At 38.3% G+C, this 16,478-nt stretch carries 16 protein-coding genes; 7 read left to right on the top strand and 9 right to left on the bottom strand.

Annotation, left to right across the window (positions count from 1 at the left end; all coding sequences use genetic code 11):
* The first annotated feature begins 3 nt into the window (after window positions 1-3).
* The 6 genes from DRF67_RS07845 (at window position 4) to serS (ending at window position 5,941) form a co-directional block, all read left to right on the top strand.
* Window positions 4-1,140: a hypothetical protein gene (locus DRF67_RS07845; protein WP_115927744.1), complete on the top strand. Its 1,137-nt coding sequence runs from the start codon at window positions 4-6 to the stop codon at window positions 1,138-1,140.
* A 23-nt stretch (window positions 1,141-1,163) separates the two neighbouring features.
* On the top strand, window positions 1,164-1,652 hold the full coding sequence (locus DRF67_RS07850; protein ID WP_115927745.1) for a hypothetical protein: 489 nt from the start codon (window positions 1,164-1,166) through the stop codon (window positions 1,650-1,652).
* A gap of 5 nt (window positions 1,653-1,657) precedes the next feature.
* A complete protein-coding gene (locus DRF67_RS07855; protein WP_115927746.1) occupies window positions 1,658-2,806 on the top strand; it encodes a glycosyltransferase in 1,149 nt (382 codons plus the stop codon).
* Between the two features lie 16 nt (window positions 2,807-2,822).
* Window positions 2,823-4,070: an oligosaccharide flippase family protein gene (locus DRF67_RS07860; RefSeq protein ID WP_115927747.1), complete on the top strand. Its 1,248-nt coding sequence runs from the start codon at window positions 2,823-2,825 to the stop codon at window positions 4,068-4,070.
* A 14-nt stretch (window positions 4,071-4,084) separates the two neighbouring features.
* On the top strand, window positions 4,085-4,606 hold the full coding sequence (locus tag DRF67_RS07865; RefSeq protein ID WP_115927748.1) for a hypothetical protein: 522 nt from the start codon (window positions 4,085-4,087) through the stop codon (window positions 4,604-4,606).
* Window positions 4,607-4,672: 66 nt separating this feature from the next.
* On the top strand, window positions 4,673-5,941 hold the full coding sequence (gene serS / locus DRF67_RS07870) for a serine--tRNA ligase (protein WP_115927749.1): 1,269 nt from the start codon (window positions 4,673-4,675) through the stop codon (window positions 5,939-5,941).
* A 106-nt stretch (window positions 5,942-6,047) separates the two neighbouring features.
* Here serS and DRF67_RS07875 read toward each other — a convergent pair whose 3' ends face one another.
* The 9 genes from DRF67_RS07875 to DRF67_RS07915 all read right to left on the bottom strand — a co-directional run bounded on the left by DRF67_RS07875 (window position 6,048) and on the right by DRF67_RS07915 (window position 15,623).
* A complete protein-coding gene (locus tag DRF67_RS07875) occupies window positions 6,048-6,797 on the bottom strand; it encodes a hypothetical protein (protein WP_228435760.1) in 750 nt (249 codons plus the stop codon).
* A gap of 5 nt (window positions 6,798-6,802) precedes the next feature.
* On the bottom strand, window positions 6,803-7,528 hold the full coding sequence (locus tag DRF67_RS07880; RefSeq protein WP_115927751.1) for a sulfite exporter TauE/SafE family protein: 726 nt from the start codon (window positions 7,526-7,528) through the stop codon (window positions 6,803-6,805).
* A complete protein-coding gene (locus DRF67_RS07885; RefSeq protein WP_115927752.1) occupies window positions 7,519-7,971 on the bottom strand; it encodes a FixH family protein in 453 nt (150 codons plus the stop codon). The genes DRF67_RS07880 and DRF67_RS07885 overlap by 10 nt, the downstream gene beginning before the upstream one ends.
* A 9-nt stretch (window positions 7,972-7,980) precedes the next feature.
* Complete coding sequence (gene ccoG, locus DRF67_RS07890) at window positions 7,981-9,435, bottom strand: cytochrome c oxidase accessory protein CcoG (RefSeq protein WP_115927753.1); 1,455 nt, start codon at window positions 9,433-9,435, stop codon at window positions 7,981-7,983.
* A gap of 94 nt (window positions 9,436-9,529) precedes the next feature.
* Window positions 9,530-10,411: a cbb3-type cytochrome c oxidase N-terminal domain-containing protein gene (locus tag DRF67_RS07895; RefSeq protein ID WP_115927754.1), complete on the bottom strand. Its 882-nt coding sequence runs from the start codon at window positions 10,409-10,411 to the stop codon at window positions 9,530-9,532.
* Between the two features lie 9 nt (window positions 10,412-10,420).
* The gene (locus tag DRF67_RS07900) at window positions 10,421-10,621 is read right to left on the bottom strand and encodes a cbb3-type cytochrome oxidase subunit 3 (RefSeq protein WP_115927755.1); all 201 of its coding nucleotides are present in this window, start codon (window positions 10,619-10,621) and stop codon (window positions 10,421-10,423) included.
* An 18-nt stretch (window positions 10,622-10,639) separates the two neighbouring features.
* On the bottom strand, window positions 10,640-12,901 hold the full coding sequence (gene ccoN / locus DRF67_RS07905) for a cytochrome-c oxidase, cbb3-type subunit I (protein ID WP_115927756.1): 2,262 nt from the start codon (window positions 12,899-12,901) through the stop codon (window positions 10,640-10,642).
* A gap of 21 nt (window positions 12,902-12,922) precedes the next feature.
* Window positions 12,923-13,135: a cbb3-type cytochrome oxidase assembly protein CcoS gene (gene ccoS / locus DRF67_RS07910; protein ID WP_115927757.1), complete on the bottom strand. Its 213-nt coding sequence runs from the start codon at window positions 13,133-13,135 to the stop codon at window positions 12,923-12,925.
* A gap of 109 nt (window positions 13,136-13,244) precedes the next feature.
* Window positions 13,245-15,623 (bottom strand): heavy metal translocating P-type ATPase, encoded by a 2,379-nt coding sequence (locus tag DRF67_RS07915; protein WP_115927860.1) that lies wholly within the window; start codon window positions 15,621-15,623, stop codon window positions 13,245-13,247.
* An 89-nt stretch (window positions 15,624-15,712) separates the two neighbouring features.
* On the opposite strand from DRF67_RS07915, the gene DRF67_RS07920 reads away from it, so the two are divergent.
* Window positions 15,713-16,426, top strand: coding sequence for a Crp/Fnr family transcriptional regulator (locus tag DRF67_RS07920; RefSeq protein WP_115927758.1), 714 nt, complete (start codon window positions 15,713-15,715; stop codon window positions 16,424-16,426).
* Window positions 16,427-16,478: the final 52 nt, after the last annotated feature.

Here is a 16,478-nt window from a genome sequence, read left to right on the forward strand (position 1 = left end):
TTAATGAAAATAAAATGGCGGATTTCCTTTTTGTTGGTCGTTTTAATACTGGTTCTTTTAACCGTCCGGAATTATCAAAACAGGGTCTATGATTGGGATATGCCAGGGTATTTAGGATGTTTGTATACTTCTGAATTTCCTGACTCCCCGGATAAAGTTCGCCAGATTACCTATATATCCATACAAAAAGAAGCACCGGACGATCAATACCAAGATCTGATCGGAACTGCTCCTTTTAACATTCCAAGGCAGTATTTCGCAAAAAATACCCAGGCATTTACAGAACAATTACCCTATTTTCGCATAAAAGTAGGATATATCTGCATGATCAGTCTTCTTTATAAGCTGGGTGTTACGTCTCCTTTATCAGTCCTACTCGTGAGTCTTATTTCTTATTTTTTTTCAGGGTTACTCGTATTTTACATTCTAAAGATTCTATATCCCGAAAAATATATAATGACTGCTTTCCTGACGGTTGGGATCATGCTTTTCCCTCTCATGACTTATATTGCAAGGATACCGGCTCCTGAAATGTTTATTTTCCCATTTCTTCTCACCTTTATAATAGGTCTAATAAGAAAGTGGAGCACGCTGACCATGTTCCTGTTGTTGCTGGTCATTACTTTTATACGGCCGGATTATGCAACCTTTACCTTGTCTTACCTTGTTACTATTTTTTTATTTACCTATTATAAAGAAGAAACAGTCTATATCTCTTTTATAGTACAAGGGGCTGTTATATTTATACTTTATATATCGATCATCAACTTTTACGATTATCCAGGGTGGAAAAATCTGTTTTTTGATTCATTTATTAAGCGAAGACCTATTATTTCTGCGGAGCCTCCCGAATTTGGGATCAGCGATTATGTATCCATACTGTATCATAAAGCTATTTATTTTAAGAAAATTACTTTTGCTGCTTTGCTCTTTATAGCTGTGGTTTTTTGGAAATCCAAGGATCTGTGGGTACGGGTGTTTTCAGTTTTTTTCTTTGCGAATGTCTATATTAAATTTCTTTTCTTCCCCCAATCTGCAGAAATCAGATTTTTCTTTCCATTGATTTTTCTTTTATTTCTGATGATGATGTATGCGATAAGCCAAAAACACAATAACTTTAAACTCACGAATATTTCTTAATTTTACATCTTAAATTATAGGATATGAAAATCGAAGAATCAAATATCGTAGAGACCAACGACTACAGAGTTATTATATACCCTGCCTCCAGACCTTTTGAAACGAAAGAGGCAAAAGCAATTACCGAAAAACTGTTTGATTTTCTGGCCACCTGGGCAGCACACGGAAAACCGCTATCTTCTTCTTTTAAAATCGAAAAGAACCAGTTTATTGTGGTTTGCGTAGATGAAGAAAAAGAAATGGCGTCAGGCTGCAGTATTGATGCCTTAGGTAAAATAATGAGAGAAATTGATGAGGAATACCAGCTGGGACTTTTTGACAGAATGAAAGCGAGTTTTGTAGAGAACGGAGAGGTGAAAACCCTAAAGCTTCAGGATTTTAAAGCCAAGCTGAGAAATGGTGAGCTTACCAATGATATCCAGGTTTTTGACTTTTCTAAAAATACGTATCTTGACTTTTTAAGTCACTTTCTTCTTCCTTTAGAGAAAAGCTGGGCTGCTTCTATAAAGTAATCTGAATGAAAATACTCTTTATCTCCTCATGGTTTCCCAGCAAAATTGAACCCACAAATGGTAATTTTGTGCAACGCCATGCAGAGGCTGTATCGCTGCTGCATGATGTGGAAATATTACATGCCATAGGAGATTCTACACAGAGAGAAGAGTTTATATCTGATGATCAGATCATTAACGGGATAAGGACCCTTATAGTGTATTACAAAAACTCCGGAAATCCTGTTCTGAATTTTAAAAGAAGAATGCAGGCCTATAAACTGGGATTTCTTAAGTTGCAGAGACCAAACCTTGTCCATGCCAATATACTGCAGAATACCATGCTTTTTGCAGTATATATAAAAAAGAAATATAAGATTCCATTTGTGGTGTCAGAGCATTGGTCGGGTTTCCTCAAGGTAAACAGACAGAAACTTTCTTTTACAAAGGTAATTGTAGCACGATATATCGCCAACAGGGCCTCGTGCCTTCTTCCAGTGAGTAAGATTCTGATGGAGAACTTGAAGGAACTGAAAATAGGCAGCCAATTCAAGGTGGTTGGAAATGTAGTGGATACAGATATTTTTGTTCCTTCAGATGCTTCTGGTCACCAACCTTTTACATTCCTTCATCTTTCTAATCTTATTCCGCTTAAAAACCCCGATATGATCATCGAAGCTGCTGTCAGGCTCAGAAAGGAGTTTAACGGTTTTGAGCTTCATATTGGTGGAGATGGTGATGTGGAAAGACTGAATGCGAAAATTAAAAAGTCAGATGCTCAGGAGTTCATCAAAACTTTTGGTGAGATCTCCTATCAGCACGTTGCAGAAAAAATGAAGAGAAGTAATTGTTTTGTCCTTTTCAGCGATTATGAAAGTTTCTCTTGTGTGCTTCTGGAATCCCTTTCTTCAGGTGTTCCGGTCATTGCCACACGGGTTGGAGCAATTCCTGAGATGATCAGCAATAACCATGGAATTGTGATTGATAAGTCTGAAGAAGAACTGTACAAAGCCATGAAAAATATGCTGATGGGAGTGCACAGAACGGATACTCCGGCTGAATTGCATCATTATGTTGAAAATGGTTTCTCAAAACCGGCTATTGCAAAAGAATTTAGTACTGCTTATCAACAATTTGTCTCATTTACAAATACATGCTCAACCACTTTAAAATGACTCTGATCAGGCTGAAATGAAAAGTTTAAAGGATTTTATCAGGGCTTTTTTTGCCAATAAAGGACAGCATGTTTTTCTTTCCCTGCTGATTGCGAAAGTATGTGCTTTTTCCGGCTCCCTGGTTATGATCAGGATTTTACCCGAGAGAGAATTCGGAATTTTGAGCATTGTAGCATCTGTTTTTGCCATTTTTGCACCGTTCAGTGGTCTGGGAAGCGCTCAAAGTCTGATCCGGTTCGGATCCTTAAGCAATTCTGAAGAGGATAAAAGAGAATTGTCAGCTTACCTTTTCAAAAAAGGATTTGTTAACCATCTGATGATTTGCCTGATCTTTTTCTTCCTGTCATTTTTCTATGTCTCGCACTATTACTACATCTTTTATATCTTTCTTTTCTTTACCATCAGACTTGTTGGTGTATATTTTCTGAGCCATGTGCAGTCTGAGCGTCGCATCTACTTGAAAAACAAGGAATTTGCGATGGTGAATAATGTTGTTAATATCTCCGGGCTTGTGATGATGATTGTCTTTTCCTATTTCTGGGGACTTTATGGATACCTGGTTGCCAATGCCGTTGCACCTTTTCTATCGTTGTATTGGTATCAAAAGCCAATATTGAAGGTGAAGAATTACAGATTACGGTTTACTAAAAAAGAGATCTGGAGTTTTGCCCTGCATGCCTCCGTTACCGCATTGCTTTCTGATGCTTTTTTTTCGGCAGATATTTTACTGCTAAACTATTTCAGGAATGAAACCGCGGTAGCCAATTACAAGGTGGCCATGCTTATTCCTGCCAATATCACCTTCCTTGCCCTTTCATTTATGCAGAGCGATTATCCTGTTTTGGCTAAAAATTACTGGGACAGGACTTTTTTAAAGAATTATATCATCAACTACTATAAGATCTTTATTCCGATTACTATTGTAATATTCACAGTGGGCAGTTTTCTCAGCAAAATCATTATACAGCTTTTTTTTGGAGAGCAGTATGTAGACAATGCCATTACTTTCGTTCTTCTGCTTGGAGTATTCTGTGGAAGTATGCTCCTGAGGAATTTGTACGGGAATATGCTTTCGGCAGTCGGCCTGATGAAAAGAAATACTTTTTTCTCCAGTCTTTCATTACTTCTTTTAACCGGCTTTTCGTATTTCCTGGTTCCCAGATATGATATTGTGGGAATGGCTGTTGCATTGGGAATTACCTTGACAATTATCGGATTTTTAATGATGTTTTCATTTTTCGCTTATCTTAGAAGGCTGAAATAAAGTATATTTGCGTTATGAAAAGCATTCTTTTTGGACTATTGGCTGTTATCTGCACACTTTTAAGCTGTAAAAGTGATGAGGAGTCTTTGCAGAGAATTGATCAGATCATGAATATCTATATGAAAAGCGATACCAATCCAGATCTTTTAAACAGCAAAAAAGAAGGGTCCTACATTTCGTACTCTGTAAATGATGCTTTTGGAACCAGAGATATCTCTCCTGTTACGATACCTCTCAGGATGACTACAGATTCACTCTTTTATATGGAGTATATCGCCGGAGCGAAAAGAATAAGATCCGATTCTACAGGTCCTGATAATCCAGGAACCGGAAATTTTTATCATTCGCGGATGCAACTTACCCTAAGAAAAACAGTCGATTCCCTGGTTCAGGAAACTGAAGGTATACTGGAAATTCAATATAGAAATACCCCTACACTTTTTCAGGTCTCAAAAGTATTGTATGATGGGAAAACGGTATTTTCAAAAAATGCTGATGCTCCAAATTCTATCAATACGGTGACTATCGTAAAATAATTTTTTAAATTTGCATAATTGTTAGTGTATTGATGCTAACTTTCTAATATTTAACATCTAAATAAAATGTTACAAGTCAATTTTTTGCGCGACAACAAAGAACGCGTTTTAGAAGGTCTTAAGAAAAGACAATTCAAAAATCTTGAGTTGGTGGACGAGGCTATCGCTGCTGACGAAGAAAGGAAAAGAATCCAGTTTGAACTAGATTCCCAGCTTTCCGAGATCAACAAAATCTCCAAAGAAATCGGGCTTTTGATGAAAGAAGGAAAGAAAGAAGAGGCGGAATCGGCAAAATCTAAAACAGCACAATACAAGGAGTCGAGTTCTGAATTGAAAGCTCAGTTAGAGGTAAAAGAAACCGCTTTACTGGATATCTTGTACCAGCTTCCCAATATTCCGAATGGATTGGTGAAAAGCGGAGCTTCTGCTGATGACAACGAAATTATTTTCCAGTCTCACCCGGTAGAGGGTCTTGGTGAAGGGGCTATTCCGCACTGGGAGCTGGCAAAAAAATACAACCTTATTGATTTTGAACTAGGAGTAAAAATTGCCGGTGCCGGTTTTCCTGTGTATTTAGGAAAGGGGGCGAGGCTTCAAAGAGCTTTGGTTCAGTATTTCTTAGATAAAAACGTAGATAAAGGATATACGGAAGTAAATCCGCCGCACGTGGTGAATGAAGCTTCCGGTTTTGGTACAGGACAGCTGCCTGATAAGGAAGGGCAGATGTATTACATTAATGAAGATAAGTTGTATCTGATCCCTACAGCAGAAGTTCCGGTAACCAATCTTTACCGTGATGTATTGCTTGAGGAAAAAGAGCTTCCTATAAAAAATACTGCATTCTCTCAGTGTTACAGAAGAGAAGCAGGAAGCTATGGGGCTCATGTAAGAGGATTGAACCGTCTTCACCAGTTTGAAAAAGTAGAGATCGTAAGAATTGAAAAACCTGAAAATTCTTATGCTGTTTTGGAAGAGATGGTAGAACATATCAAAGAAATTCTGACAGACCTTGAACTGCCATTCAGAGTGTTAAGGCTATGTGGTGGTGATACAGGTTTTGCTGCTGCAATGACGTATGACTTTGAAGTGTGGAGCGCTGCTCAGGAAATGTGGCTGGAAGTAAGCTCCGTATCAAACTTTGAAACGTTCCAGGCTAACCGATTGAAGTGCCGTTATAAAGCGGATGGTAAATCTCAATTGGTTCATACCTTGAACGGATCGGCAATGGCATTGCCAAGAATCATGGCGGCGCTGCTTGAAAATAACCAAACCGCAGAGGGCATTAAGCTTCCGAAAAAGATAGCAGAATATGCAAGATTTGATATGATCAACTAAAAGATATTGATATAGTATTGAAAGCCTCCCGTCAAGCGACGGGAGGCTTTTATGTATTTAAGGGAGAAATTTCTTAAGAGTAAGCTTCGGAAACAGGCTGAGATATTTATTCAGTGGTGATAACAATTTTTTTGTCAGCATTCTTCAACTTTGCTTCCTTGTCATAAAGAGTCTTTAGATCATAATCTATCTTTACCGAATACTCATCTGTCTGTTTCAGCCAGTCATGTTTTCCTGTAATCGTTCTGATTTTATGATCAAACTTCAGGGTGGTTCCGATCTCTTTGAAAAACATCATCATCATCCCTTCTATCTTTTCTGTTCCTTCTTTTGAGCTTTTAGAGCGAAGAGTTTCCTCTATATTCCTGAGGTTAAAGTTTTCCGTGTCGATGGTTAATGTTTTGCCGTCCCAGGCATTGTAAATGTTCTGGTCCAGGGGAAGTTTTTCTCTTTTATTATAATTTTTAAGAACTTGATGATCATCTGCCGTGAAATGGTCCATTTTAAAAGAAAGGCCGACCAGTTTCCGGTCATCCTGCTTAGATTTCATGAAGATCTTTTTCATGATTCTGACTGTATCCGGATGCTGGGTTTTTATTTTTCCCTCGCGTTTCTCGAGATCATACAGACTTGTCCAGACCGTTGGGAGTTTGTCAATTTCTCCAAATTCTTTTTGTTTCAAAGAATCGGGGGTCATTGCCTGCATTTCTGACATGAACTCGCGGGTATCAATATCGGTAACAAAAGTAGAGGAGGAGTCTTTATGATAAGTAATTTCAGAGCTCACACTGCAGGATTGCAATGTAAACAAACCTATCAGAAATAAGACGATCATTTTCTTCATGGCTAATGTCATAAAAATTAGTGGCAGTTTACAGCCCCGTTGGGATCTTTCGAGATGGTCATAGCTTCAGCCTTTGGAGAAACATAAGGAATTCCCAGCTCAAGACCGCGGAGAATAAATAATCCTCCTAAAATAATCATGATGACCGGAACGGCTTTTAAAATTTTTGTTCTGAAAGCCTGATTCATGAGGTTTCCGGCTAAAACTACAGCAAACATGAAAGGAAGGGTTCCCAAACCAAATAAAGCCATATATAAAGCTCCCTGCCATATTCCGCCAGATGCTAGGCTGGCAGTAAGAGCCATATAAACCATTCCGCAGGGTAAAAACCCGTTCAGGATCCCTGTACTGAATCTGGAACGGTAATCTGCTTTCTGCAGCAGTCTTCCCAGGTTTGATTTTACAGAATACAAAAACTTTGAAAGGAAAGGAATTTTTGAAGCAAAATCTTTTCCTCCAAAAGAAAATACGGCCATAATGATGAGCAGAATACCAGCTGTAATAGTAAGATACTTCTGAAAGCCTGCCATCTCAAATCCCTGGCCTATGATTCCCAGAAGAGCTCCAAGCAAAGAATACGTACATATTCTTCCAAACTGGTAGGTCAAATTCTGGAGGTAAAAATTGGCCGCCTGTTTCTTTGTAAGTCCCATCGATAAAGCAATAGGTCCGCACATTCCGATACAATGAAAACCGGAAGCAAAGCCTAAAGCAATAGCCGATACAAGAAGTCCTATTTCCATATCAAGTCATAATCCATTCTGTAGCTTGTCTTGTCTTTCTCCCAATTGAGCCTTAAGGTATAATTCCCCATCTTCAGTACCTGAGCAGGGATGATGAAAGACTGCGCAGCATCAAGCTGCACCGATTTTTTAATATCTAAATTCTGGTCGTCGGTTCTGTTTAAAACAAATTTTACCGTAGTATTTGAGTTGTTATAATCTTTTGGGAAAGTGATTTTAATTCCACTTTTATCCTGACTGTAGACAGGTTTTTCCTGTAGATCATCAGCTCTTTTCTTGGCATCAATTACATCCTGGTATTGTAATTCTTCTTCATAATAATTATCCGTTACCATTTCAGAATTCTTTTGCCCGTTCGGGAAAAGAAATAACATAGATAATATAAAAACTATAAAAGCAAATAATGCAAGTACAACACCGTGTCCCCAGCTAAAGTTCTTCATTCTTTTTAATTAAAATTGTAGTTTAAATGGTCCTTCAAAATACGTTTGGTAGGAGTCTATGAGATTACCTTTCATATCGTATACCCCAATGGTGATATTCTGTTTGGAGAGTTTCATTTCGTCTTCCGGGAAGCTGATGTTAATGGTTCCCTTAGAAATCTTATCGCGGTCTACCTGAATTTTGCTGGAAGCACTATAGATAATTTCTCCATGGGAGGGTTCAATTACTTTTATGGTAACTATTTTCTTCTCGTTTGTTTTATTAAGGAAAGTATAATTGTAGGTGTTGGTAATCTTACCGTCTCTTACAAAGAATGTGCTTCCTGCAGGCTTAATGAATTTAGCTTCCATTTCACCTCTGCTGTATAGAAGATATCCCAGAAACCCAACCAAAAGGAATAAAAGAACTGAGAAACCTTTCATTCTGCCTGTAAACTTAAATTGAGTTTCTTTTTCAATCTCATTTTCGGAAGCATACCGGATCAAACCTTTAGGAAGTCCCACTTTTTCCATCACTTCATCACAGGCATCAATACATGCTGTACAGTTGACGCACTCCAGCTGCTGACCATCTCTGATATCAATTCCAGTAGGACAAACGACTACACACTGATGGCAATCAATACAGTCTCCTTTACCCGCTGCCTTTCTATCTTCACCTTTTCTCCATTTCGACCTGTTTTCTCCCCTTTTGAAATCATAGAATACATTGATGGTGTCTTTGTCGATCAAAACGCCCTGAAGTCTTCCATAAGGACAAACCAGGGTACACACCTGCTCTCTGAACCACGCAAATACGAAATAAAATGCTGCGGTAAGAAGGATCATCACAATAAAATTGGTTGGGTGTGCAAATGGCCCTTCAGATACAATTCTTAAGACTTCCTCATAGCCCACGATATACATAAACATAAAGTGCGTGATGATCAGTGAAATAATAATATAAACTGACCATTTCAGGATCCTTTTCCAGATTTTTTCGGCATTCCACTCCTGTCTGTCCAACTTCATCTGCTTATTTCTGTCTCCTTCAATCAGATATTCTATTTTACGGAAAATCGATTCCATAAAAATTGTCTGAGGGCAAATCCACCCGCAGAAAATTCTTCCGAACGCAATCGTAAAAACAATAATAAAGATCAGTGAGACAATAGCACCTAAAGTAAGGATAAAAAAGTCCTGTGGATAAAAAGGCTGTCCAAAGATGAAAAACTCTCTGTCTATTACATTAAACAATAAGAGCGGGTTGCCATTGATTTTGATAAATGGCAGCGAAAAATAAATGATTAATAAAACATAGCTTACAAGATTTCTATAGTTGGTATACTTCCCTTTTGGTTTTCTTGGAAATACCCATTTTCTTTTTCCGGATTGCTCCATTGTCCCTATAGAATCTCTGTAAGTTTCAGGGTCCAGAACCTGTCCCTGTCCGCCTCGTACTTCTATTTCTTCTATGTCTGACATGTTGTAATATGTTTAAAAAAGAAAAAACATAATTCGTTACTATTTTACTGTAATAACAAATTATGTTTTTTTCATATGTTTCTAATTTTTTAAATTATTCTTTTTCCCAATGTGCCTCGGTTCCCTGAGGAGCTGCTCCTCCCTGAGCCGGAGTCACTGGCGGTTGTTCCTGATTGATGTGATATACATAAGCTGCAATCTTTTCAATCTCTGCACCGGAAACTTCCCCATTTTTACCAAATGCTCTCATCGCAGGGTTGGTAGGAGAACCATTCCAGTCCATATGGAATACGTTCTTGAATAAAGTTTTCTCTGGCATATTGATCCAGTAATTATCTGTCAGGTTCGGTCCGATACCTCCACTACCGTCTTCTTTATGACAAGATGCACAGTTTGTTTTGAATAACTCTTTACCTTCTGCAATGTTGTCAGCTGAATACTTTGCTGTTTCAATGGTTACAGGAGGCTGCTCACTTTCGTATTTTGCAATACTTGCCATCTGCTCTTTATATTCTTTCTCATATTCGCTCAATGGGTGAGCAAAGTCTGTGAAAGCATACGCAGCGATATATACAATACAAAAAGCGGTCCCAAAATAGAATAAACCTACCCACCATTTTGGCAATTGGTTATCCAACTCCATAATCCCGTCAAAACCGTGGTCGATAAGGATGTCTTTCTCCTCGGTTTCAGATTGCTTTTTGAATGCTGCAGCATACATTCTTTTTAAGAAAGGAATTTTCTTTTCTGCGATATAAGCTGCTTTTTCTTCCTGAGATAGCTTTTTGAACTTATTGTTTTCAATCAGATCTCCGATAGCACTGTGGATGTAGGCTAAGATCCCCGCGATCACAACGGTTCCCCAGAAGTAAGGTGAAGCCAGGAACGCATAGCTTTGTACAAACAAATAATAAAAAACGATTAAAAGTCCGATTATTATTAAGATGTTTACGACAACAGGTGTTCTTTGTTTCATAAAAATAGTTTAATTTTTTAAATTAAAATCGTCATCTTCATCATCCTGCAGAGGAGCCTCTTCTTCTTCTTTGTAATATTTTTTAGGCTTGCTAAAAACATAGATTATCAAAGCTACGAAGAACAGCATAAAGAAAATAAGAGCCAGAGTCTGGTAGAAGCCAGCATTTTCCGTATTGGATAATATATCTTTAAAGTTCTGAGGAATCATATGAACCTTTTAATGTTTTTAGTTATTACTCGCTGTTTTGATTTCAGTTGTTTTGATATCAGTTCCCAATCTCTGAAGGTAAGAGATAAGAGCAATAATCTCTTTTTTCTCCAGTTCTCCTTTAGGTCTCTTAGCATATGCCTCTTTAAGGTCATTAGCTTCAGAGAAGATATCTCTTACAATTCTTGCTGATTGATTATCTGCCCACTTGTCTGCAGAATCAATTTCCGCTTTTGTATAAGGTACATCAAATGTTCCTTTCATCAGCTTCATTTTGTCTACCATTTTAGTTCTGTCTAAGTTGGTAGCGATCAGCCAAGGATAACGAGGCATGATGGAACCTGCAGAAGTAGATCTTGGATTATACATGTGCTTGTAATGCCAAGAACTTGGGTTTTTACCCCCTTCTCTATGTAGATCCGGTCCTGTTCTCTTAGAACCCCATAGGAATGGTCTGTCATATACGAATTCTCCTGCTTTGGAGTATTGTCCGTTTTTACCGTTAAATCTTACAATCTCATCTCTGAACGGTCTGATCATCTGCGAGTGACATGCATTACATCCTTCACGGATATAAATATCTCTACCTTCTAGTTCAAGCGGAGAATAAGGCTTCACTGCCGAAATGGTAGGCACACTTTTCTTAAGGGATAGGGTAGGGATAATCTCTACCATACTTCCTATGGAAATTGTAAACAATGATAATACAGTAAGCAACATCGGCATTCTTTCCAACCAAAGGTGGAATCCTTCTCCTTCTTTACGTTTGTTTCCGATATTAGCCAATGCAGGTGCTTCTGCAGGAACTTCCTTCTGGAATGATCCTTTTCTTACCGTAGCAATTACGTTGATGATCATTAAGATTGCCCCTGAAATATAGAACAGTCCTCCTAAGAATCTCATTTTGAAATAAGGAATAATCGCCGTTACCGTATCCAACCAGTTTTTCCATAGTAAGGTTCCGTCCGGGTTGAATTGCTTCCACATTAATCCTTGTGTGAATCCTGAGATATACATTGGTACTGCATAGAAAATAATTCCTAATGTTCCTAACCAGAAATGCCAGTTAGCTAATTTTACAGACCACATTTTTGTTCTCCACATAATCGGTACCAGATAATAGATAACCCCGAATGCCATGAAACCATTCCATCCAAGAGCTCCTAAGTGAACGTGACCGATAACCCAGTCTGTAAAGTGACCAATTTTGTTGATGTTTTTAGTTGCCAATAATGGTCCTTCAAATGTTGCCATACCATAACAGGTAACTGCTACAACGAAGAACTTAAGGATAGGATTTTCTCTCACCTTATCCCATGCTCCTCTTAAGGTAAGAAGACCATTTAGCATTCCTCCCCATGATGGTGCAATAAGCATAATAGAGAACCCTGTTCCTACTGCCTGTGCCCATGCCGGTAGAGCGGTATACTGAAGGTGGTGAGGACCAGCCCAGATATATACGAAGATTAATGACCAAAAGTGAATAATAGACAGTTTATACGAGAATACCGGTCTGTCTGCTGCTTTTGGAAGGAAATAATACATTAATCCTAAAACCGGAGTAGTCAATACGAATGCTACTGCATTGTGACCATACCACCATTGTACGATGGCGTCTTTTGCTCCTGCATAGGCAGAATAAGATTTCCAGCCAGTGAATGATAATGGAACTTCAAGGTTGTTGAAAATGTGAAGCATAGCTACTGCAACCCATGTACCCAAATAGAACCAGATCGCTACATAAAGGTGTCTTACTCTTCTTTTTGAAATGGTAAGAATCATATTTACCCCGAAAATAATCCAGGAGATAGCGATTAATATATCGATCGGCCATTCATGTTCAGCATATTCTTTTGAAGTATTGATCCCCATAAAGAACGTAATGAACGTAGCAACGATCATAAACTGCCAGGTCCAGAAATGAATCCAAGATAATGTATCACTGTACATTCTTGTCTTTAATAATCTTTGGGTAGAGTAATATACTCCTACATACACGATATTACATACGAATGCAAAGATTACCGTATTGGTGTGCAACATCCTGATTCTACCAAAACCAAATGCACCATGAGTGTTTATTAACCCTTGAATATTACCGGATGACAAACTTCTGATGGTTGTGTCATCTGTACCGAATAAGAATTCAGGTAATTCCGGGTAGAAAAGCATTAATGCCGCCGTAAGCCCGAACGTAAATCCTATGAAACCAAAGATAATGGTCGCATAGAGGAACGCACGGACAATACTATTGTCATAACTAAACTTTTGTGTTTCCATATCAACTATTCACTATTTTTCTCAATTTTTATTATTTTCTCCTGTTTCTTTTTTGTCTTTATCCTTGTCGCCGGGATCATTATTTTCTCTGATTTTCTCATCATCGAAAAGAATCCTGACAGCCGGAGATTCATCATCTTCAAACTGTCCTTTCCGGGCATACACTATAAATACGACCAAGAAAATCGCAGCCAAAGAAACACTGCAGAGGATCATTAAATATAGAATATCCATTGGACAACAAAATTAACCTATTTTCGGGGTTCAAATTTAGTGAAAAATAATGACATTCATCACGAAATGCCGATTTCAGCTAATTTAAAATCAGTCTAAATAAGGGCTTTTACGCCTGTTTTTTGAAATATTTCCTACCTAAAATCCAGGTTGAAAGTGTCGTAAAGGTAACTACTGTAATCGAACTGATTGGCATAATGATAGCAGCAAACAGGGGATGCATATGGCCTGTAACAGCGTAACTTAAACCGACGATATTGTATAAAAAACTGATTATAAATGTCATTTTCACAATAGTGATAGAGCCTTTGCAAACGTTCAGATAGTCATCCAGACTTACCACTTTTTCCCCATTCATAATGACGTCGGAGGAAGGCGTAAAACTGTTGGTATCGTCTGCGATCGCTATTCCTACGTTACTTTGCTTCAGAGCTCCTGCATCATTGAGTCCGTCTCCCAGCATGGCCACTTTCCTATGCTGATCCTGGAGGTTTTTGATGTAATTCAGTTTGTCTTCCGGGCTTTGATTGAATGCCATTCCTTCGTAATTCGGAATGAGTTCTTTAAGCTGGTTTTCTTCTGAGGAATTATCTCCACTGAGGATGTATATTTTGTAATCTGTTAATTTTTTAAACAGGTCTTTCAGTTTTGGACGATATTCATTCTTAAAGATAAATTTTCCCAGATACTCGTCGTTTTTGCTAATGTAGACCGCTGTTTCAAGGTTTTTTGGCTCCTGTTGGTTGTAGCGGGCAGATCCGATTTTATAAACGCTGCCTCTTATGGTGGCTTCATAGCCTTTTCCGGAAATTTCTCTGAAGTGTTCTACAGGAAAGTAGTCATCGCTAACCTCTATAAACTCGTACAGTGATTTTGAAAGTGGGTGGTTGGAATTCTTTAAAAGCGTTTTAAGGTTCAGTAAATCAAATTCTTTGATGTCATTGCCCTGATATTTGATATTTGATTTTTTTCTGTGGGTAATGGTTCCCGTTTTATCAAAAACAATGGTATCCAGTTTAGCAATTTTCTCAATGGTTAACGTATCTTTTACGTAGAACTTATTTCTGCCCAGAATCCTCATAATGTGGCCGAAAGTAAACGGAGCAGATAGCGCAAGTGCACATGGGCAGGCGATGATCAGTATGGCTGATATCACCTGGAACATTTTCTCCAGATCGATAAATGCCCAATAAATTCCTGAAATAAGCGCGATCCCTAAAATAATGAATGTGAAATATTTACTGATGCTGTTGGTGAGAGTATCCAGACCGGTTTCGTGCTTTTTAAAGGCTTCCTTGTTCCAAAGCTGGGTAAGGTAACTCTGATCCACATCTTTGATGACTTCAAGTTCCAGCGAGGAGCCAATCTGCTTTCCGCCGGCAAATATTTTGTCCCCAGGTTGTTTGCTGATGCTTTCACTTTCCCCTGTGATAAAGCTGTTATCGATATTTCCTTCCCCATTGATGAGAATAGCGTCTACCGGAATGATTTCCTGATTTCTAACGAGTATTCTGTCCCCAACTTTAATCTGTGAAAGTAGAATATTATCCTGTTTTCCTTCAAAGTCTACTTTTGTTACAGCGATGGGATAAAAAGACTTATAATCTCTGTCGTATGAAAGAGCGCTGTACGTCCTTTTCTGGAAAATTTTCCCCATCAGCATGAAGAACAGAAGACCGCAAAGTGTATCAAAATACCCGGGACCATAATTCGTTGCCACTTCGTAGATGCTTCTTCCGAAAAGAACGAAAATTCCAAGTACAATGGGAACATCAATGTTGACAATTCCATTTTTCAGTCCGTACCATGCGGATTTGTAGTAGTCTGAAGCAGAATAGAATACCACCGGACAGGCCAGTAAAAACATCAGTACCCTGAAGAGTCCTTTGTAATGCTCCATCCAGTAATCTTCACCGCCAACATATTCCGGAAAGGCAAGAAACATTCCGTTACCAAAGGCAAATCCGGCAATCGCAAATTTTACCAGAAGGGATTTGTCTAAGTGATCTACATTTTTTTCAGCAGTTTCAAGGCTGATAACAGGCTTGTATCCTAAATTAGTTAAAAAATTAGCTAGTTCGCTTAATTTCAGATCGTTGTGGTTGAATGAGATCTGCAGGGTCTTTCTGGTAAAGTTGACCTGAGAATAGTTAATATGTGCATTCAGTGTATGAAGGCTTTCCAGTAGCCATATGCATGAAGAACAATGTATTACGGGAATTTTAAATGTGACAAGACTGGTTTTCCCTTCAGAGAAATCAGTGACTTTTTCAAAGATTTCGGGAGTGTCAAGATAATCGAACTGGGTGGCATTCTCATCATTAGGACGGATTCCTGCCCCCTTATTAAGCTCATAAAAATTGCTTAAATTATTAGTATTCAGAATTTCATAGACAGACTTACAGCCATTGCAACAGAAAGTCCTTTCGTCAAACAAAATTCTCTCTTTTTCTATACCTTGACCACAATGAAAACAGTTCTCGCTCACCACCATAAAATATTGAACTACAAAATTATAACAAATTTTTTTGTTTATCGTGTTAAAAAGTTCTATTTTTGTGATAAATATCATATAAAATGCCGCAGGAACAACAGATAGCAATTGAAGAGAGGTTCGCCAGAGTTTTTAGTGATAAATCATTTAAGGAAAGACTTTCCAGCGTAGATTTTGAAAAATACATTAATGGCAAAAAAAAACTGAGTTTTCAGAAACACGATACTATTTTCGAGGATGGTGAAACTCCAAAAGGAGTATATGTCCTGGAAAAAGGTGCTGCCAAATTATCAAAATCCGGAGCGTTCGGAAAAGATCAGATTTTAAGATTTATCAAAGAAGGGGATATCATCGGCTATCGTTCTTTGCTTTGCGGGGAAAATTTCCAGGCCAAAGCAGAAGCAATGACAGACATTGAATGTGTTTTCTTACCCGCAGATATCTTTATGTATCTGTTGGAGGTAGATCCTCAGTTGTCTTTCGTGATGCTTCAGAAAATCTCATACGAATTAGGAGAATCATCCAATACCATTACTTTCCTTGCTCAGAAAACAGTGCGGGAAAGGCTGGCTGAAATTCTGTTGCTGCTGGAACAGAAGCTTGGCGTGGATCCTGAAGGCTTCATTAAGATCTCGCTGACAAGGGAAGAGATCGCCAATATCATCGGTACCGCTACAGAAAGTGCCATCCGTCTGATCTCGGAATTCAAGCAGGACAGCCTCATTGAAGTCGACGGAAGAAATATCAAGATCTTAAATCACGACAAACTCATGAAACTCGGTCACGTAGTTTTATAAAAATCATACAAAATTCAAGTCGGCCAGAGGCCGACTTTTTAACTTTTAAAAA

Origin of the sequence: Chryseobacterium pennipullorum (assembly GCF_003384725.1) — a bacterium.
GTDB lineage: Bacteria > Bacteroidota > Bacteroidia > Flavobacteriales > Weeksellaceae > Chryseobacterium > Chryseobacterium pennipullorum.